Genomic DNA, 16,688 nt, shown 5'->3' on the forward strand with positions numbered 1-16,688 from the left:
TCAAACATGAAGCACTCCCGGTCTGTTGGAGCGGTCGTCATGGCGAACGTCTCGGCTGAGGCGTCGTCGCGCAGGCGCCCCCGGTCGACGGCCGCGGTCATGGCAGGTGCAGGGCATCGACGATCTGGGGCAGGAGGGTGTGGCGGAGGTACTACATCCCGTCGTGGTGCCGGGCCCCGCCCAGTACAGCGGCGAGTACGGCCCCGGCCTGGGTGAACCGGGGCCGTAACAGGCGAGGGCTTCCGCTTGACACGACCATCATATCGGTAACAGTGTATCCGTTATGAGTACCTGGTCTGAGCCCCAGCCCGATTCCCGGTTCGTCGAGGTGGACGGCCTGCGGATCCACTACAAGCGTGCTGGGCGCGGCCCGGCACTCGTACTGCTGCACGGCAGTGCCTCATCCCTGCAGCACTTCGACCGCGCGACGGATCTGCTGTCGGATGCGTTCGATGTCATCCGTCCCGACCTGCCGGCGTTCGGACTGACGGGCCCGCGCAAGGACCGCGACTACCGCATCCCGGCGTACGCCGCGACAGTGGCGGGCTTCCTGGAGGCGCTGGGCGTGCCGCGCTACGCGGTGGCCGGCAATTCCCTGGGCGGCAACATCGCCTGGAACCTCGCGCTGGATCATCCGGAGCGGCTGACCGGCCTGGTGCTGGTCAATGCCACCGGCTACCCGGAGAAGACGGTGCCCGCGGGGATGCGCCTGACCCGCAACCCGCTGGTGCGGCCCCTGTTGAGGCGGGTGATGCCGCGCGGGGCCATCGAGCGCAGCCTGCGCGAGGCCGTCGGGCCGTATGCGCAGATCGTGGACGACGCCATGGTGGACCGCGCCTATCAGCTCATGAGCCGCCCCGGTAACCGCTCGGCCTTCGTCGACTTCTGCAATACCGACCAGCCGGACCGCAGCGCGCAGATCCCCCGCATCACGGTGCCCACGCTGGTGCTGCGCAGCGCGAGCATCGACGGCCAGCACTTCGCCCGCGACATCCCCGGCGCCCAGGAGCTCGTCCACCCCCACGGCGGACATCTGCTGCCGGAGGAGGAACCGCAGTGGGTCGCGGACGCGATCGCGACGTTCCTGGGCTCCTGCGCCGACACCCCCGCGAACTGAGGGCAAGGAGGCCCGTTCCATGAAGTACTTCGTCGCCCCGGGCGAGGACCGCAAGCTCACCGCCGACTCGCGGGGGGCGCTGCGCGGCAGTTTCGTCGAGCTGTCCGACGGCGTCACCCACTACGAGCTGACGGGACCCGAGGACGGGGATGTGGTCCTGATGGCGGGCGGTCTGACCATCCCGCTGTGCTACTGGGACGGCCTCGTCAGCGAACTGCACGCCCGCGGGCTGCGCACGCTGACCTGTAGCGCCTACGGCCGCGGCTACTCCGACCGGGTACGGGCGCGATACGACGAGACGCTGTTCGCGCGGCAGCTGGCCGAGCTGACGGACCGGCTCGGCCTGGCGGCGCGGCCCCTGCACCTGGTGGGCACCTCCATGGGTGCGCTGGTCGGCATGACGTACGCCGCCCAGTACCCCGCGTCCGTCTCCACCCTCACCATCGTGGGCCCTGCCGGTCTTGCGAAACCCCGCCCGACCTCCCCCCACCGACTCCTGCGCAACGACCGGCTGGCCGGCCTCATCGCCCGGCGGCGCGGCCGACAGATCCTGCAAGGACACCTGGGGCACAACGTCCGCGACCCCGAGCTCGGCGCGAAGCTGACCGAGATGGTCCTCGACGCGTTCCGCTACGAGGGCTCGCTGTACGCCGTCTTCGACACCCTCCAGCACCTGCCCTTCACCGGCCGTGACGACCTCTTCCGGCGGACGGGGGCACTGGGCATTCCGACGCTGCTGCTGTGGGGCGACGAGGACGACGTCACGCCGCTGGTGCACTTCGACACGGCGCGCGCTCTGCTGAAGCCTCAGAAACATCATGTAATTACCAAATGCGGGCATATGGCCCCGTTCGAACGGCCTCGCGACGTCGCCGATCAGCTCGTCCCGTTCGTGTCCGCACGCACCGAAAGGCTCGACTCATGAACAGTCCGCAGGCCATCGACGTACTGATCATCGGTGCCGGCCCATCCGGCTCCGCCTTGGCGATCGACCTCGTACGCCGCGGACTCGACGTCCGGATCATCGACAGGTCCCCCCACGCCTTCGACGGCTCGCGCGCCAAGGGCATCCAGCCCCGCAGCCTCGAAGTCCTCGAAGACCTCGGCGCTCTCGACGACGTGCTGGCCGGCGGCGACATCTATCCCAAGCTCGGGATCCATGCAGGACCCATCGGTGTGCCGTGGAAGATGTTCCCCCACAAAGAGGCCACCCCGGACGTCCCGTACCCGAACACCTGGCTGATCCCGCAGTTCCGCACGGACCGCGCCCTGCACGCCCGGCTCGGTGAACTCGGCCGCGAGGTCGAGTTCGGCAAGGAACTGACCGAGCTGACGCAGGACGAGGACGCGGTGGTCGCCACGGTGGTGGGTGCGGACGGGGTCGAGGAGATCGTCGCCCGCTATGCCGTGGGGGCCGACGGCGGCTCCAGTGCGGTGCGCAAGCAGCTCGACATCGGTTTCGTGGGAACGACGGACGAGTCCGACCGCGTGCTGATCGTGGATGCCTCCGTCAGTGGCCTGGCTCGCAACCGGTGGCACATGTGGCCCGGCCTCGGCGGCAAGCTCATCGCCGCCTGCCCGCTGCCCCACAGCGACATGTTCCAGTGGATGATCCGGCTCACGCCCGACGAGAAGCCGCCCCAGGAGATCGGCGCCCTCATCGACCGGATCCACTCCCACACCCGCAACCGGCACATCCAGCTGCACGAGATCCACTGGAAGTCCGTGTTCCGGCCCAACATCCGTCTTGCGCAGCACTACGGCCGCGGGCGTGTCTTCCTCGTCGGCGACGCGGCGCACGTCCACACCCCGGCCGGTGCCCAGGGCCTGAACACCGGTATGCAGGACGGCTACAACCTCGGCTGGAAGCTCGGCCAGGTCCTCGCCGGAGCCGACCCGGCCCTGCTGGGCACCTACGAGGCCGAGCGGCAGCCGATCGCCGCCGGGGTCCTGGGCCTGTCCACGGAGAAGTGGGGCGGCATCGCCAAGCTCGACCCCTCCAGCATGAAACGCGGCAAGGACGAGCAGCAGCTCTCCCTGACCTACTACGGCGGCCCGCTCGCCCCCGCCGACAGTGGCGACACCGGCACGCTGCACGTGGGCGACCGCGCCCCGGACGCCCGACTGCTCAGCGCCGACGGTGCCGAGACCCGCCTGTTCCACCTCTTCCAGGGACCGCACTTCACCGCCATCGCCTACGGCCCCGGCGCCGCCCGGGACCTCGAACTCCTCGACTGGCCGACGACGGGCGCCCAGCTGAAGCGGCTCACCGTCGGGCCGCCCGCGGGCTTCTCCGACCCAGAGAACACGCTGCGCAGCGCCTACGGCCTGACCGGCGACACGCTGCTGCTGATCCGTCCCGACGGCTACATCGGGCACATCGCCACGTCGGATTTCCTCACCACGACACAAGCCGCCGTGCGGGCAATGACGCCCGAGGCAAGGACCCGCACCATGTCCCAGCCGAGCCACACCTTCCCCGGTTCGGGAGCCACTGAATGAGCCGCATACTGCTGCGCGGGGCGCACGTCATCACGATGACGCCGGACCGGCCGGACGCCGAGCATGTCGACATCCTCGTCGACGGCGAGACCATCGCCGCCGTCGGCGAAACCATCGAGGCGCCCGACGCCGAGGTCGTCGACTTCTCCGGCCGCGTCATCATCCCCGGCCTGGTCAACGCCCATCTGCACACCTGGCAGACCGCGCTGCGCTCCGCGGGCGCCGACTGGACGCTGATGCAGTACCTCACCCACCTCCACGGCGAGTGCGTCGGGCACTACACCCCGGCCGACATGCACATCAGCAACCTGGCCGGCGCGCTGAACCAGCTCAACTGCGGGACGACCACGGTGGGCGACTGGTGCCACAATGCACTCTCCCCGGAGCACGCCGACGCGGCCGTCGAGGGACTGCTCCAGGCCGGGATCCGCGCCGTCTTCCTGCACGGCACTCCCTACCGCTCACCGGACACGCCCCACCCGCTCGCCGAGATCGACCGGCTGCTCGACGGCCCCGTCCGTGAGCATGCCCTCCTCACCCTGGGCATGGCCCTGCAAGGGCCGCAGTATTCCTCGCCGGAGACCGCGGTGGCCGACTTCCGGGCCGGCGCGGAACGCGGTCTCGTCGTCTCGATGCACCAGAGCGGCGGAGAACCCTCACCCGGCTGGGAAGCCGTACGCGACGCCGGGTTGTTCAGCCCCCTGACCAACGTCGTGCACGGATCCGACCTGCCCGCGGACTGGCTGAAGGCGCTGGTCGAGGCGGGCGTCACCTTCACCACCACCCCGGAGAACGAACTGGGTCAGGGCCACGGCACACCCGTCACCGGGGCCTTGCTGCGCCTGGGCGCGGCGCCCTCCCTGGGCACCGACATCGACACCGCCGTACCCGGATCGGTCCTCACCGCCGCCCGGATCGCCCTGGCCCACCAGCGCAGCCTGGACCACGCCCACCACCGGCAGACGACCGGCATGTACGCCAACACACCGTCTGTCACCAGCAAACAGGCGCTTGCCTGGGCCACGGTCGATGGAGCGAAGGCACTGGGCCTGGCCGACAAGGTGGGCCGCATCGAGGCGGGCATGCAGGCCGATCTGGTCGCCGTCGACGCCCGGGCGCTCAACCTGTGGCCGGCGCACGACCCGGTCGCCACGGTTCTGCACGCCGACATCGCCAACATCGAAGCCGTGATGGTCGCCGGCACCTGGCGCAAACGCGATCACGTCCTGCTCGCATCCGGCCTCGACGAGGTCAAGGACCAGCTGCGCGAGTCCGGAGAACGGCTACTGCGCAGCATCAGGCCCGCGGGCTCTCTCGGCTGACACACCGCAACGCCCCCACGCATGAACCGCCGCGCCGACGCGCACGACACCCCGTCCTCGTCGGCGCGATGGCCACACGCCCGAAGAGCCGACACAGCAGAAGAGGCAGACGCTCGGCTCGACCGCCTGCCTCTGAAGATCGCCGCTCAACCCGCTCAGGAGGCCGCGGACCGCACGATGGCGCGGGCCGCCGCACGCCCCTCGGGAGCGGGGACGAGCGGGTAGGCATGGACCGCACCCTCGCACACGATGACATTCACGGCCGCCCCTTCCGCAGCAGCCCGTTCTTCCAGGCGCCGAACGTCCGGGTAGAACACGTCGCGAGTGCCGATGTAGACGTCGATGGGCGCCAGGGGGGCAAGCGGGCCATTGACGGGACTGAGCCGGGGTTGGACGGGGTCGTCCCCGTCGGCCCAGCTACGTCCGGCGGCGAGCAGGCTGCTGGTGGTGAGGAACGGATCTCGGGCTTCGACCTCGGGAATCGCAGGGTTGGTCAGAGTCAGATCCAGCCAGGGGGAGATCAGTACTACTCGGGCCGGCTGGGGGAGACCCGAGCCGACCAGGCTCTGCGCCACGCCCAGAGCCAAGCCCGCGCCGGCGGAGTCGCCCATGATCGTGAGCTGGCCGGCGTCCAGGTCGCTGAGCAGGTCGCGGTAAACGGCAGTGACGAAGGGATATGCGTCACGATAGGTGTACTTCGGCGCCAGCCCGTAGTGCGGCACCTCGACTCGTACACCGGCATCCGCGAGCTGCGAGATCAACTGCCAGTGCCGGGGCGAGAGGTCTCTGATGTAGGCGCCGCCGTGCAGATAGACGACCGATCGCTCCGCCCGGCGCCCGCGCGGACTGACGGTGTGGCATTCGAAACCATCGATGTGGCGCGACCTCACGTCGTGCCGCTGTGCCAGTTTGGCGGGCGGACGAGGTGGCTCCTTCGACGCGACCACGGGGTCCGGGGCAGCCTTGCCTTTGAGGGCCAACCGCATGATCGCGGCGACTACGTGCATCTGGGGACTGCTCATGTCTGGCTCTCCTTCTTGGCGCCGCGATGCGGTCCGCTTCGCCGACGATCATAACGGTTACACTGTTTCCGTTATTACGCTAGGGCGAGCCGCCGCATCGGTCGACCACATCGCCCGTCTGGGCACCGAGCGATGCACCCGGCCGGCAACTCGACGACGCCGACGCTATGGAGATACCTCGTGACCCTCACCATCACCCTCGCCTGCGCCATCGCCCTGGTCTTCGGGGCGATCGGAGTGCTCAACGCCCTCGCATTGCCGAAGGCGCGCGAACTGGCCGCCGAGACCGGCTTCTCCGTCGCCGCCTACCGCCGCATCGGCGTGCTGCAACTGGCAGGAGTCGCCGGGGTGGCGCTCGGCCCCGCCGTGCCACCGCTCGGTGGCCTCGCGGGAGCCGGGCTTCTCCTGCTGCTCGCCGCAGCTGTGGTCGTACACCTGCGCAAGGGTGACCCGGTTGCCAAACTCGCACCAGCCGTCGTGTGTGCGGTGCTTGTCGCCTCGTACCTCGCGGCCTTGTTCGGCTGAAGTGCCGCGGGTGGGCTGGCCAACGGGCATCCGATTGCACCACTGGACCCAGACCAGCTAAACGGATACGTCGTAGCCAATATTAGGGGTGGTGGGAAACGCAGCCACACCTGGGCACGAGGGCGCTCAAGCCGCGACCGCAGGGTCAGCCTGCCTTCACCAGCGCCCCTTCGTCCACAGTGCCCACCCCGAGGGGTAGACGATGCCCGTCCTGATCGTGATAGCGCTCTACGCTGTCCGGATCGCACGCGCCCCCCTGGACGCGCGCCTGAAGAAGCGCCACGTCGGACCCCTGTCGGTCACGACCGGAGCCGTCATGCTCTATCTGGCCTGGGACCGGCTCAGGCCCGAGGGCCTCGGCGCTGTCTATTTCGTCGGCGAGTTCGCCGGCGTCCTGTCCGTCTACCTGATGTCCTGCACCCTGGTGCTGGCCACCCGCCTGATGTGGTTGGAGCAGTGGTTCGGAGGCCTGGACCGCATGTACCGTCAGCACAAGCTGTACGCCGTATGCTCCATGCTCCTGCTCACCCCCCACCTGCTCCTCCACTTCCTCTCCGGTTTCGACGGGAGCCGGTACGGCTACGCCCACCGGCCCACATCGGTAGGGATGGGCCACCTCCTCGGTGCCGTCTCCGCCATCGGCCTGCTGCTGCTCGTCCTCATCTCACTCGGCCAGGTCGGCCGCATCCTCCGACTGCCCTACGAGCGCTGGCTGTTCCTGCACCGCCTCATCGGCCTGCTTCTCCTGTCGGCGCTGGTGCACGGCTGGTTCCTCGATCTCATCATCAACGGGTCCACGCCCCTCCTGGCGATCTACGTCACCACGGCCACCATCGGCATGACCGCCTACACCTACGACGAACTGGTGCTACGGCACAGGGAACCCCGGGCGGACTACACCATCCACCGTGTCGAGCGGCCGACACCCGACATCCTCGACCTCACCCTCACGCCCACCGGCGAGACGACCCTTCCCGTGACAGGAGGCCAGTTCGTCTACCTGCGGGTCGGCAGTTGGCACGAACACCCCATCAGCGTCGCAGGAACGCAGGCCGACGGCTCGGTACGCCTCACCATCCGCGCCCTGGGCCGCGGTACACGCCGCCTCTACACGGACCTGAGTGAAGGACACCCGGCAACCCTCAAGGGTCCTTACGGCATGTTCGACCACACCCTCGGCGGACCCCGGCAGATATGGATCGCGGGGGGCATCGGTATCGCGCCCTTCCTCGGCTGGCTCACCCACCCCGGCGCAGCGCCGCCCCGCACCGACCTCTTCTACTGCGCTCCCACCGCCGAAGACGCGCCGTTCCTCCCGGAACTCACCGCTGTGGCAGCACACCGCCCCGAGTTCCGGCTCCACCCGACGTTCAGCCGCAGCCACGGCCGTCTGACCGCCGAAAGAATCCAGGCCGAGGCCGGACCGATCACCCCCGACACGCACGTCTTCCTCTGCGGCCCCGCCGCCATGATCGAAAACCTCACTCGCGCCCTCCACCGCCAGGGCGTCCCCCGCCGGCATCTCCACGCCGAGCACTTCGCCTTCCGCTGACGAGCTGCCGTAGGCGGGCGGCCTCAGGTTCGCATCGTCCTGGCTGGTCAGGCGTCGTCGCGCAGGTGGGCAAGCCCGCTGAGGAGGAGTTCGAGTCCGAAGGAGAACTCGTCCTCGATCGGAACGGGCATCGACTCGGCGACGGTGACCGTTGCCGGGAACAAGGCCGGATCGACGCTCTGAAAGACAGCGGACAGCTGTGCGTCGTCGCGTTGCCCGCCACTCCCATGACCGTTGACCTGGATGGCGAATCCGAGGACGTAGCGGGAGAGGGTGGCAAAGGCGTGCGCGGCCAGTCGCGGCGGGAAGCCGCTGTCGAGCAGCGCCGCGACGCAGTGCTCCCGCAGCGCCATGGCGTTCGGCCCCAGGGGGATCTCTTCGACCATCAGGCGCGCCGCGTTCCGGTGCCGGGCCAGGGCCTCGAACATGGTGTGCGCGACCGTCCGCAGCGCTTGCTGCCAGCCCATCGCGAGGAGATCGTCGCCCTTCAGTTCCACGGCGCCGAACATGCGGTCCACGACATGGGCGACCAGCGCTGCCCGGTTGTCGAAATGCCGGTACAGCGTCGCCGTGCCCGAGCCCAGGCGCTGGGCCAGCGTCCGCATCGAGAGAGCGTCGGCCCCTTCGTCGTCCACGATCTGCAGTGCGGTAGCGACGATGCGCTCCAGCGGCACGGGCGGACGCCCCGGGCCCCGGCCCGATGCCGTGGTCGCTCGCGCAGGACCAGCTGCTGCCACTGAACGTCCACCTCCTCGGCCAGCACCATAACAGCAACACCGTACCCACTTCGGGTCGCCGGTTGGGCATGGACCGCCGGGCACCGCGGTTACGGCTCAGACATCACAACGCAGCAGGTCACAGGCGCGCGGCCCGGCGAACCCGGGGTGCTCTCCACCCGGAGCGCCAGCCACCGGGCGATGCGCCTCGCGGCGAGACTGGGCTTCACCGAGGTCGAGCGGTTCCAGGAGTACGGCGCCGAGCAGTGGTTCGGCGTGCGTCACCCGACCACGTGAGGAGTGGCTGCCTGCCGGCAGGCGAAGGGACTTGAGTCTCCCGTAGGGGGAGACACGAAGGTGGGGACATGGACGGCGACACGCTCTACTCGATCGGTGAACTGGCTCGACGGACCGGTCTCACGGTCAAGACCATTCGGTTCTACTCCGATCGCGGAATCGTGGCGCCGACCGACCGCAGCCCGGCCGGCTACCGCCTCTACGGTGTCGACGCCGTGGCACGCCTGGACCTCGTGCGGACCCTGCGCGAGCTGGGACTCGACCTTCCGACGATCCGCAAGGTCGTGGACCGCGAGCTCTCGCTTCCCGAGGTCGCCGCGGCGCACGCCGAAGCACTGGCAGTGCAGATCCGCGTCCTGCGCCTGCGGCGCGCGGTACTGACGGCAGTGGCCGAGCGCGGATCCACACCTGAGGAGACGGAACTCATGAACCGGCTGGCCCAGCTTTCCGAGGACGAACGCAGACGCCTGATCGGCGATTTCCTCGACGCCGTCTTCGGCGGTCTTGACGCCGACCCCGCATTCGCGGGGCCCATGCGCTCGATGACTCCTGAGTTGCCCGACAACCCGGAGGCAGAACAGCTCCAGGCGTGGGTGGAACTGGCTGAAATGTCCATGGACCCGGGTTTCCGCGCCGCCCTGCGGCGGATGGCCGAGGAGCAGGCGGCCGAGCGGGCCCGGAGCGACATGCGGGTCCCGCGCCGCGACATCGCCGCAGCCGTCCGTGACCACGCCGGCCCGGCCCTGACCGCCGGCATCGACCCGGCCTCGCCCGAGGCTGATCCGATCGTCGAGGCCTTCACCGCGCACTACGCGCACCTCCTCGGCCGCCGCGACGACGTCGAGCTTCGCCGCCGGCTGGCGACCCGACTGGAGAGCATCAGCGACCCCCGCAGGGAGCGATATCTCCAGCTGCTCGCGGTGGTCAACGGCTGGCCGGCCCCGGAGCGTCTGGCTCCCGTGTTCGACTGGTCCGTCCAGGCCCTGCGCGTCCGGACACAGCAATGACGGGGCGGTCGCAGAGGGGCATGGGGCCGACGTGGTCGGCGTCGCGTGAATAGCGCCACCCCACATGACCGGACCGGGCACGGATGCGACTCCTTCTCTTCAGAAACTCTGAAACGAGCAGTTACTCCGGTCAGCGAGTGGCGTTCTCGCTGACCGGCTGCTCACCCACCGCTGGACGTCGTACCGGGGTGGCGGACCGCAGCAGTACGGCAGCGAGGAGGAGAGCGACGGCGACGAGGCCCGCGCCGACGCGGAACGCGAGTTGATAGCCGCCCGTGAGTGCCGAGGCGGTGCTCGCCCCGCTGCTCAGCAGGGCATCCGTGTGCGAGGCGGCGAGCGTGCTGAGGACCGCGAGACCGAAGGCACTGCCCATCTGCTGCATGGTGTTGAACATGCCGGAGGCGATCCCCGAGTCCTCGGGCGTGGCCGCCGACATCGCGAGCGTGGCCAGCGACGGCATCGCGAGGCCGAAGCCGATGCCGAGCGGCAGCAGCGCGGGCAGGACGTCCACGGCGTAGCTCCCGCCCGCCGGTACGCGGCCGAGTACGGCGAGGCCTGCCGCGATCAACGAGAGTCCCGGAAGCAGTACGGCCCGGGGCCCGAAGCGTGCGATCAGCCTGGGCGCGAGGCCGAGGGACAGTGCGCCGATCGCGACCGAGACGGGGAAGATGCCGAGACCGGTGTGTATCTCGTCGTAGCCGAGCACCTTGTGCAGGTAGAGCACGCAGAGGAACTGGAAGCTGAACATCCCGGCCACCATGAGGGCCTGGATGCCCATCGCTGCGGAGACATCGCGTGAGCGGAACACACGCAGCGGCAGCAGCGGATGGGGCGTTCTGGCCTGGCGGGCGACGAAAGCGAGCAGCAGGGCGAGGGCCGCGCCGCCGAAGCCCAGGGTGTGTGCGGAGGTCCAGCCGTGGTCCGTGGTCCCGACGATGGCGTAGACGCCGATCATCAGCGCGGAGGTGACCAGAAGCGCGCCCACGACATCGGTCCCCTTGCCGAGGCCGACACCCTGCTCGGTCCCGAGCACGCGTCCGGCCAGCAGCGCGGCCACGATGCCGATCGGTACGTTGACGAAGAAGATCCAGTGCCAGCCGATGGTCTGGGTCAGGGCGCCGCCGGCGAGAAGGCCCAGCGAGCCGCCGGCGGACTGGACGAAGCTGTAGACGCCGATGGCCTTGGCCCGTTCCTTCGGCTGCGGGAACAGGGTGACCACCATGCCCAGCGTGACAGCGGAGGTCACCGCGCCGCCGACGCCCTGGACGAACCTGGAGGCGAGCAAGGCCGCCGGGCCCTGGGAGACACCGCACAGCAGCGAGGCGGTCGTGAAGAGGCCCAGGCCGGCGATGAAGACGCGCTTGCGCCCGACGAGGTCGCCGAGCCGTCCGGAGAGCAGCAGCAGGCCGCCGAAGGGGACCAGATAGGCGTTGACCACCCAGGCGAGACCCGACGAGGAGAAGCCGAGGTCGCGCTGGATGGACGGCAGCGCCACGTTCACGATGGTCCCGTCGAGGATGACCATCAGCTGTCCGGCACAGAGCACGGCCAGTGCCGCCCAACGTGACGGGTGTGCTGCTGCGTTGGTTCTGCGCACGGGGATTTCCTTCCATGGTGCACGACTTGTTACAGCGGTCATCTTCTGTAACGATGACGTGCGGCGGAAGGAGGCACTTTCGTGTCACGCAGTCACACCGATGTGTCCGACCAGGTCAGCAACGAGGCGTGCCCGCTCACCGAGGTCCTCGACCATGTCGCGGGCAAGTGGAGCATCGGCATCCTCGTCGCCGCCGCACACGGGCCGGTCCGGTTCACCGAGTTGGAGCGTGCCATCACGGGCATCAGCCGACGCATGCTCACCCTGAACCTGCGCAAGCTGGAGCGTGACGGCCTGCTCGTGCGGACCGTCTACCCCACCGTGCCCCCCAAAGTGGAGTACAGCCTCACGCCCATGGCCCGCGAACTCCACACGACCCTCGCCGGACTCGTCGGCTGGGCGGAGCGCCACCGGGCCGACATCGCCACGGCCCGCGCCGCCTACGACGCCGCCACGGCACCGGCCCCCTGACCAGGGGACGACGGGCTCATGGAGCCAGTGCTGTGTGAACTGCCGCCCGCGTTCTGGACGGTGCCCTACGTGGGCTCCCGGTTTCCGGGGTCCTCGGCGGTGGCCGGCCTTCCCGGCCTGGCGGAGGGAGCGAACTGCCAGCTGTACGCCTACGAGGTGCTCCGGCACTTCGGCCTGACTCCGCCCGCCCTGCGGTCGAGCGACCTGTGGGCCGACACGCGGGCGACAGTCCGGGTACCGGTCGCCCGGCCGCTCGACCTGGTGCTGTTCAACGCCACCGACGATGCCTACGGCGCCCATGTCGGTGTCTGGGTGGGGGAGGGGCGGGTGCTGCATCTGTGTGCGGAGGTGGGGCGCCCGGCGGTCTGGGAGATGGCGGAGTTCGCGACCCGGCCGCGCTACCGGGTCGTCATCGGCATCAAGCGTGTGGTCGACAGGGAGCGGAACCCGGCCGGCTGAGACCGACCGGGCCGGTGCACTAGTCCAGCCACACCCCGTCGCGCAGCACGACCCGGCCGCGCAGCTCCCGTTCGCCGCGCCAGGCCCGTACCGTCCGCGGCGCCACACGGATGTAGAGGAAGGGGCTGTCCTCGGTGCGCGGGTCCCACCCGAACTTCCCGGTGAAGGCGTCCGCGGCCTCCTCGGGGACCTCCGTGTCGGGGAAGCATTCGGCCTCGCCCTCGAGCAGGACCACATCGAAGCTGTCCGGCAGGGCCAGGCGCACCCGCGGCTCGGCACGGACGTTGCGTGCCGTCGCGGAGGCCGCGCCGGTGCACATCCACACCGCCCGGCCGTCCCACAGGAACCACAGCGGTACCTGGTGCGGGCCGTGCGCGGGGTGGGCCGTGGCCAGCCAGATGTCCCGTTCGGACGCGAGCCGGGCCAGTGTGTCCCGTTTCCGCTCCGGCCTGCCACGAAGATGTGTCTCGGATGTGTGCATGGCAGCCGACCCTAGATGAATGAGCCCAAGGGGTGCTGTCGCGGTCAGTGACCGTAGGTGGTCAGCGATCGCTTGACGGGCTGCCCGGTCTTGTCGTTGAGCCAGGCTGCGGCGGTCAGGGCCAGGATCCAGGACAGCACCCGGACGATCACCCCTGCGGGGTGCTCCCTCCGTGTCGTTCCAGGCCGAGCTGGGCCTTGAAGGTCTGGTTGATCGATTCGATGGTCTGCCGCAGCGGTTTGAACAGGTGCGCTCCGGTCCGTTCGGGCTCTCCCTTGCGGGCCGGACGCAGCAGCTCCAAGTGGGACGGGCAGCCCGCCCAGCGTGCATACCAGGTGCAGGCGCAGGCCCCAGAAGTACCGGGAGTGCGAGGCGCAGTAGCCGTACTCGGCCCAGCCGGCCAGGTCCGACCGCTCCACAGGGAGGTGTCCTTCGCCAGCATCCTGATCGCATGCTTGATCAGCTCGGTTGCGTTGCGGAGCCGCTTGTTGTAGCCGGACTGCTGGGGCAGGTACGGGAACAGGTGGCGGAAGTCCCGGCGGGCGCGGCGCAGCCACCGCCGCCCCGAGGTGAAGCCGAGCAACGCCGACATCACCGCGAGGGTGTCCAGGTCTGTCGTCACAAACGGATCATGGACGCCCTCGCTTCATGTCCGCAGGCAATCCCATGGACTCGTTCAGGGCTCCAGGACGGTTTCCACTGCGGTGACTATGCGTCGCGGTCGTCTCGCAGGGCCTGGATGAGCCAGGAGTACACCGGGATCAGGCTCGGTACTATTTGCCAGCCGTTGACGATCCACACCAGCCGCCAGTACCGATCCACCCGGGGATCGTGCGCCTCTTCGAACTGCTGGGCCATCCAGTCCCGGAATTCCGCGTCAGGGGTGCGTGCGAACACCTCGGCGAAGCGGTGCACGAGGTCGTCGATGACGGGTGCAACTCTGTCGCTGAGTGGGTCGATGCCCGACTCCAGGGCCTCCGCCACCTTCTGACGGGTGTACTCCATCAGTTCCTCGCCAGCCTCGCTCTCGATCTCGAGCGTGCGCCCGGCGGCCTGGAACATGGCCGTTCGGCGGAGCCGGGCCCGGAAGTCCTCGTCGCCGACCAGTTCGGCGAGTTCCACCCACGCGGCGACCTGCTCGCTGGACGGATCATCGGGGAGGTCGGGAGTGGCAGCGCGAACCATGGCCGCCATGGCCGGGTCGGCATCCACTGTGCCGAAGGTGCCATCCATGAAATCGTCGATCAGACGTCGGCGTTCCTCGCCGGACAACTGCGTGAGCCTGTGCACGAGCTTGGTCTCCTCAGGATCGGACCCGCGTCTGGCCACGACTCGCAGAACGCTTCGACGCAGTTGCAGCATCCGGATCTGGACGTCCATGGCGTCGGCGTGCGCCGCGGCGACTTCCGCCACCGAGAGTTCGCGGTCCAGTACCCGTTGAATCGTGGCCAGGTCCACGCCCAGCTCGCGCAGTGTGCGGAGGAGTTCCAGACGAAGCAGTGCGTCGAGGTCATAAAGCCGATAACCGGCGGGACTTCGGGTGGTCGGCGCTACCACCCCCGAATCGGAGTAGAACCGGATGGTCCTCACGGGCAAGCCGGTCCGCCGGGAAAGCTCCCCGATCGAGTAGAGGGTCGTACCGTCCATGTCCCCCACTCTGCTGTCTCCAGTCACTGGAGACTCAAGGCTATTCCCCCGCTGGGCTCCCGACCGAGACGTCCTCCGAGTTGCTGAGACATGCGTCACGTGCCTTCCGCTGACCGCCAGGACGCCGGGAACGCCTTGCGCGCGCTGGGCGAGCGATGGCAGGGACATGTGTCACCGCTCGCTGGTGGCCTTGGGCTGCGAGCCCTGGGACTCATTCATCTAGCCGCGGCCCGCGCGGTGCGCCTGAGCCGATGGACCTACACCGCAGGGCCGAGGGCCGGCCCGGGCGAGCGGACGGCGCGGGACGCGTGGCATCGTGTGCGGCATGGCGACAGCGACGGACGTGGCCGTGCTGGTCGGGTTGCAGGCCTCCGGCAAGTCCACCTTCTACGGGCAGTGCCTGGCCGGCGGCCACGAGTTGGTCAGCAAGGGCCTGTTCCCGCGCGGCGCCAGGAACAAGCAGGACCGGCAGCTCCGGCTGATCGCGGAGCACCTGGCGGCGGGCCGGTCGGTGGCCGTGGACAACACCAACCCCTCGCCGCTGGAGTGGCGCCCGCTGGTGGAGCTGGCCCGGGTGTACGGGGCCACCGTGACCGCGTACTGGTTCCCGCCGGACGTGGCCGGTTCGCTGCGGCGCAACGCCGCCCGAGAGGGCCGGGAGAGGGTGCCGGACGTCGGGGTGCTGGGCACGCTCCAGCGGTTGTGCAGGCCCTCGACGGCGGACGGGTTCGACGCGGTCCGCGAGGTGCGGTTCGACGGGCGGGGCGGCTTCGTCGTACGGGATGCCGGGCCACCCGCGCAACGGTGACGGATACCGGCGGGCGGGGTGGCTTGGTCGTACGGGATGCCGAGCCGCCGGCGCGGCGGTGACGGATATCGGGGCGCGGGGCGGCTTGGTCGTACGGGATGCCGGGCCACCCGCGCGGCGGTGACGGGTACGGGGGACGGTCAGGCTGCGTCCGTGAGCAGCTCCGCCAGCGCGGCCGCGAAGGCGACCAGGCCGTCCCGCTCCGGTCCGCCGCGGGCCATGCGGAAGCCGTGCCGACGGCCCCAGAACACGGCCTGGACGACATGGAAGTGGGCCCAGCGCCGTACCCGCACCCGGTCCAGCTCCGCCGCGTCGGCGAAGACGTCCAGGACGCGGAGGACGGCCCGCCGCGGGTCGTCCGCCGCGACCAGGGCGAGCGCGCGTGACTTCAGCAGCGCGCCGGCGTCGTAGGCCGGGTCGCCCGCACAGCCCTTGGGGTCGACGGCCAGCCAGGGCTCCCGGTCGGCGCGCAGGATGTTGCCGGCGTGGAGATCGCCGTGGACGAGGAGGTCGGGCTGACTGCGACCGAGCTCGCGTACCGTCGCCACCGCCGCGTCCACCGTACGCTCCGACAGGCCGTGCCCCGGCTCCACGGCGTCCTTGCGCAGCTCCTCCTCCCAGGCGTCGGCCCGCTCCCGCAGCCGGGGCAGGCCGGGCGGGGCGGGGACGGCGAGCCGGTGCCCGATGCGGCCGGCGACCGTCACCAGCTCGTCGCCGTCCTCCGCGTCGGCCAGCGTCGTCGTCCGGGCGCGCTCCAGCAGCATCGCGAAGCGGTCGTCGTCGCGTTCGTACAGCAGAACGGCGCCCCGCCCGCCCCAGACGGCGAACGCGTCCGGCTCGTGGACATTGCCGGGATGCGGGAACGACACCTTCACCACGGCCGGCGATCCGTCCCGCCGCCGCACCGGGACGACGACACCCACCCCTCCGTGCAGCACGCCACCGTCCGGCACGCACCCCCAGCCCGCGAGCAACTCCTCCAGGATCTCCGGCAGTTCGGCGATCCATGCCGCTCCGGCCGCACCCTCGCGCGCGACGGTGCTCCGGGCGAACGTCTCCGGTACCTCGATCATCCCGGCACCCTACGCGCCCACCCCGCGGTGGACCGGGACAAGGGGGCGCTCGGTGATGCGTGAGGGCGGCGAAAACGGGTCAAAATGCACCA

General features: G+C 69.9%; 16 protein-coding genes and 2 pseudogenes. 11 read left to right on the plus strand and 7 right to left on the minus strand.

What is annotated here, in order from left to right:
- The first annotated feature begins 283 nt into the window (after positions 1-283).
- From ACFVIU_RS30155 to ACFVIU_RS30170, 4 genes are read left to right on the plus strand one after another with little or no spacing between them, the layout of a single operon-like run.
- Positions 284-1,117: an alpha/beta fold hydrolase gene (locus ACFVIU_RS30155; protein WP_385846372.1), complete on the plus strand. Its 834-nt coding sequence runs from the start codon at positions 284-286 to the stop codon at positions 1,115-1,117.
- Between the two features lie 19 nt (positions 1,118-1,136).
- Positions 1,137-2,042, plus strand: a complete 906-nt coding sequence (locus tag ACFVIU_RS30160) for an alpha/beta fold hydrolase (RefSeq protein WP_385846373.1) — start codon at positions 1,137-1,139, stop codon at positions 2,040-2,042.
- Positions 2,039-3,619, plus strand: coding sequence for an FAD-dependent oxidoreductase (locus tag ACFVIU_RS30165; RefSeq protein ID WP_385846374.1), 1,581 nt, complete (start codon positions 2,039-2,041; stop codon positions 3,617-3,619). The genes ACFVIU_RS30160 and ACFVIU_RS30165 overlap by 4 nt, the downstream gene beginning before the upstream one ends.
- A complete protein-coding gene (locus tag ACFVIU_RS30170; protein ID WP_385846375.1) occupies positions 3,616-4,941 on the plus strand; it encodes an amidohydrolase family protein in 1,326 nt (441 codons plus the stop codon). Before ACFVIU_RS30165 ends, ACFVIU_RS30170 begins: the two co-directional genes overlap by 4 nt.
- A 155-nt stretch (positions 4,942-5,096) precedes the next feature.
- Here the strand turns inward: ACFVIU_RS30170 and ACFVIU_RS30175 are convergent, their stop codons facing one another.
- Complete coding sequence (locus ACFVIU_RS30175; RefSeq protein WP_385846376.1) at positions 5,097-5,963, minus strand: alpha/beta hydrolase fold domain-containing protein; 867 nt, start codon at positions 5,961-5,963, stop codon at positions 5,097-5,099.
- A 180-nt stretch (positions 5,964-6,143) separates the two neighbouring features.
- On the opposite strand from ACFVIU_RS30175, the gene ACFVIU_RS30180 reads away from it, so the two are divergent.
- Positions 6,144-6,488: a DoxX family protein gene (locus ACFVIU_RS30180; protein ID WP_385846377.1), complete on the plus strand. Its 345-nt coding sequence runs from the start codon at positions 6,144-6,146 to the stop codon at positions 6,486-6,488.
- A gap of 202 nt (positions 6,489-6,690) precedes the next feature.
- Positions 6,691-8,040, plus strand: coding sequence for a ferric reductase-like transmembrane domain-containing protein (locus ACFVIU_RS30185; RefSeq protein ID WP_385846379.1), 1,350 nt, complete (start codon positions 6,691-6,693; stop codon positions 8,038-8,040).
- 47 nt (positions 8,041-8,087) lie between these two features.
- On the opposite strand, the gene ACFVIU_RS30190 is transcribed toward ACFVIU_RS30185, so the two are convergent.
- On the minus strand, positions 8,088-8,714 hold the full coding sequence (locus ACFVIU_RS30190) for a TetR/AcrR family transcriptional regulator (RefSeq protein WP_385846380.1): 627 nt from the start codon (positions 8,712-8,714) through the stop codon (positions 8,088-8,090).
- A 189-nt stretch (positions 8,715-8,903) separates the two neighbouring features.
- On the opposite strand from ACFVIU_RS30190, the pseudogene ACFVIU_RS30195 reads away from it, so the two are divergent.
- Both ACFVIU_RS30195 and ACFVIU_RS30200 read left to right on the plus strand, forming a co-directional pair.
- Positions 8,904-9,053: pseudogene (locus tag ACFVIU_RS30195) on the plus strand (GNAT family N-acetyltransferase); the annotation flags it as partial.
- 68 nt (positions 9,054-9,121) lie between these two features.
- Positions 9,122-10,060 (plus strand): MerR family transcriptional regulator, encoded by a 939-nt coding sequence (locus tag ACFVIU_RS30200; protein WP_385846381.1) that lies wholly within the window; start codon positions 9,122-9,124, stop codon positions 10,058-10,060.
- A gap of 130 nt (positions 10,061-10,190) precedes the next feature.
- Here ACFVIU_RS30200 and ACFVIU_RS30205 read toward each other — a convergent pair whose 3' ends face one another.
- Positions 10,191-11,699 (minus strand): MFS transporter, encoded by a 1,509-nt coding sequence (locus ACFVIU_RS30205; RefSeq protein ID WP_385846382.1) that lies wholly within the window; start codon positions 11,697-11,699, stop codon positions 10,191-10,193.
- Between the two features lie 39 nt (positions 11,700-11,738).
- On the opposite strand from ACFVIU_RS30205, the gene ACFVIU_RS30210 reads away from it, so the two are divergent.
- Both ACFVIU_RS30210 and ACFVIU_RS30215 read left to right on the plus strand, forming a co-directional pair.
- Positions 11,739-12,128, plus strand: coding sequence for a winged helix-turn-helix transcriptional regulator (locus ACFVIU_RS30210; RefSeq protein WP_385846383.1), 390 nt, complete (start codon positions 11,739-11,741; stop codon positions 12,126-12,128).
- A gap of 18 nt (positions 12,129-12,146) precedes the next feature.
- A complete protein-coding gene (locus ACFVIU_RS30215) occupies positions 12,147-12,587 on the plus strand; it encodes a hydrolase (RefSeq protein ID WP_385846385.1) in 441 nt (146 codons plus the stop codon).
- 19 nt (positions 12,588-12,606) lie between these two features.
- On the opposite strand, the gene ACFVIU_RS30220 is transcribed toward ACFVIU_RS30215, so the two are convergent.
- The 3 genes and pseudogenes from ACFVIU_RS30220 to ACFVIU_RS30230 all read right to left on the minus strand — a co-directional run bounded on the left by ACFVIU_RS30220 (position 12,607) and on the right by ACFVIU_RS30230 (position 14,715).
- Entirely contained in the window at positions 12,607-13,068 is a 462-nt protein-coding gene (locus tag ACFVIU_RS30220) for a pyridoxamine 5'-phosphate oxidase family protein (protein ID WP_385846386.1), read from the minus strand.
- 44 nt (positions 13,069-13,112) lie between these two features.
- Positions 13,113-13,708: pseudogene (locus ACFVIU_RS30225) on the minus strand (IS982 family transposase); the annotation flags it as partial.
- A gap of 68 nt (positions 13,709-13,776) precedes the next feature.
- A complete protein-coding gene (locus tag ACFVIU_RS30230; protein ID WP_385846387.1) occupies positions 13,777-14,715 on the minus strand; it encodes a MerR family transcriptional regulator in 939 nt (312 codons plus the stop codon).
- A gap of 325 nt (positions 14,716-15,040) precedes the next feature.
- Between ACFVIU_RS30230 and ACFVIU_RS30235 the strand changes: the two genes are divergently transcribed.
- A complete protein-coding gene (locus ACFVIU_RS30235) occupies positions 15,041-15,523 on the plus strand; it encodes an AAA family ATPase (protein WP_385846388.1) in 483 nt (160 codons plus the stop codon).
- 140 nt (positions 15,524-15,663) lie between these two features.
- On the opposite strand, the gene ACFVIU_RS30240 is transcribed toward ACFVIU_RS30235, so the two are convergent.
- Complete coding sequence (locus ACFVIU_RS30240) at positions 15,664-16,596, minus strand: aminoglycoside phosphotransferase family protein (protein ID WP_385846389.1); 933 nt, start codon at positions 16,594-16,596, stop codon at positions 15,664-15,666.
- Positions 16,597-16,688 lie beyond the last annotated feature (92 nt).

The sequence above is a fragment of the Streptomyces sp. NPDC127190 genome, from assembly GCF_042672505.1.
Lineage (GTDB): Bacteria > Actinomycetota > Actinomycetes > Streptomycetales > Streptomycetaceae > Streptomyces.

Excerpts from the sequence above, each read along its gene's own strand:
- ACFVIU_RS30155 (WP_385846372.1), top strand. The coding sequence starts at position 284 with ATGAGTACCTGGTCTGAGCCCCAGCCCGATTCCCGGTTCGTCGAGGTG.
- ACFVIU_RS30175 (WP_385846376.1), bottom strand. The coding sequence starts at position 5,963 with ATGAGCAGTCCCCAGATGCACGTAGTCGCCGCGATCATGCGGTTGGCC.
- ACFVIU_RS30230 (WP_385846387.1), bottom strand. The coding sequence starts at position 14,715 with ATGGACGGTACGACCCTCTACTCGATCGGGGAGCTTTCCCGGCGGACC.
- ACFVIU_RS30160 (WP_385846373.1), top strand. The coding sequence starts at position 1,137 with ATGAAGTACTTCGTCGCCCCGGGCGAGGACCGCAAGCTCACCGCCGAC.
- ACFVIU_RS30170 (WP_385846375.1), top strand. The coding sequence starts at position 3,616 with ATGAGCCGCATACTGCTGCGCGGGGCGCACGTCATCACGATGACGCCG.
- ACFVIU_RS30205 (WP_385846382.1), bottom strand. The coding sequence starts at position 11,699 with ATGACCGCTGTAACAAGTCGTGCACCATGGAAGGAAATCCCCGTGCGC.
- ACFVIU_RS30200 (WP_385846381.1), top strand. The coding sequence starts at position 9,122 with ATGGACGGCGACACGCTCTACTCGATCGGTGAACTGGCTCGACGGACC.
- ACFVIU_RS30240 (WP_385846389.1), bottom strand. The coding sequence starts at position 16,596 with ATGATCGAGGTACCGGAGACGTTCGCCCGGAGCACCGTCGCGCGCGAG.
- ACFVIU_RS30215 (WP_385846385.1), top strand. The coding sequence starts at position 12,147 with ATGGAGCCAGTGCTGTGTGAACTGCCGCCCGCGTTCTGGACGGTGCCC.
- ACFVIU_RS30220 (WP_385846386.1), bottom strand. The coding sequence starts at position 13,068 with ATGCACACATCCGAGACACATCTTCGTGGCAGGCCGGAGCGGAAACGG.
- ACFVIU_RS30235 (WP_385846388.1), top strand. The coding sequence starts at position 15,041 with ATGGCGACAGCGACGGACGTGGCCGTGCTGGTCGGGTTGCAGGCCTCC.
- ACFVIU_RS30185 (WP_385846379.1), top strand. The coding sequence starts at position 6,691 with ATGCCCGTCCTGATCGTGATAGCGCTCTACGCTGTCCGGATCGCACGC.
- ACFVIU_RS30165 (WP_385846374.1), top strand. The coding sequence starts at position 2,039 with ATGAACAGTCCGCAGGCCATCGACGTACTGATCATCGGTGCCGGCCCA.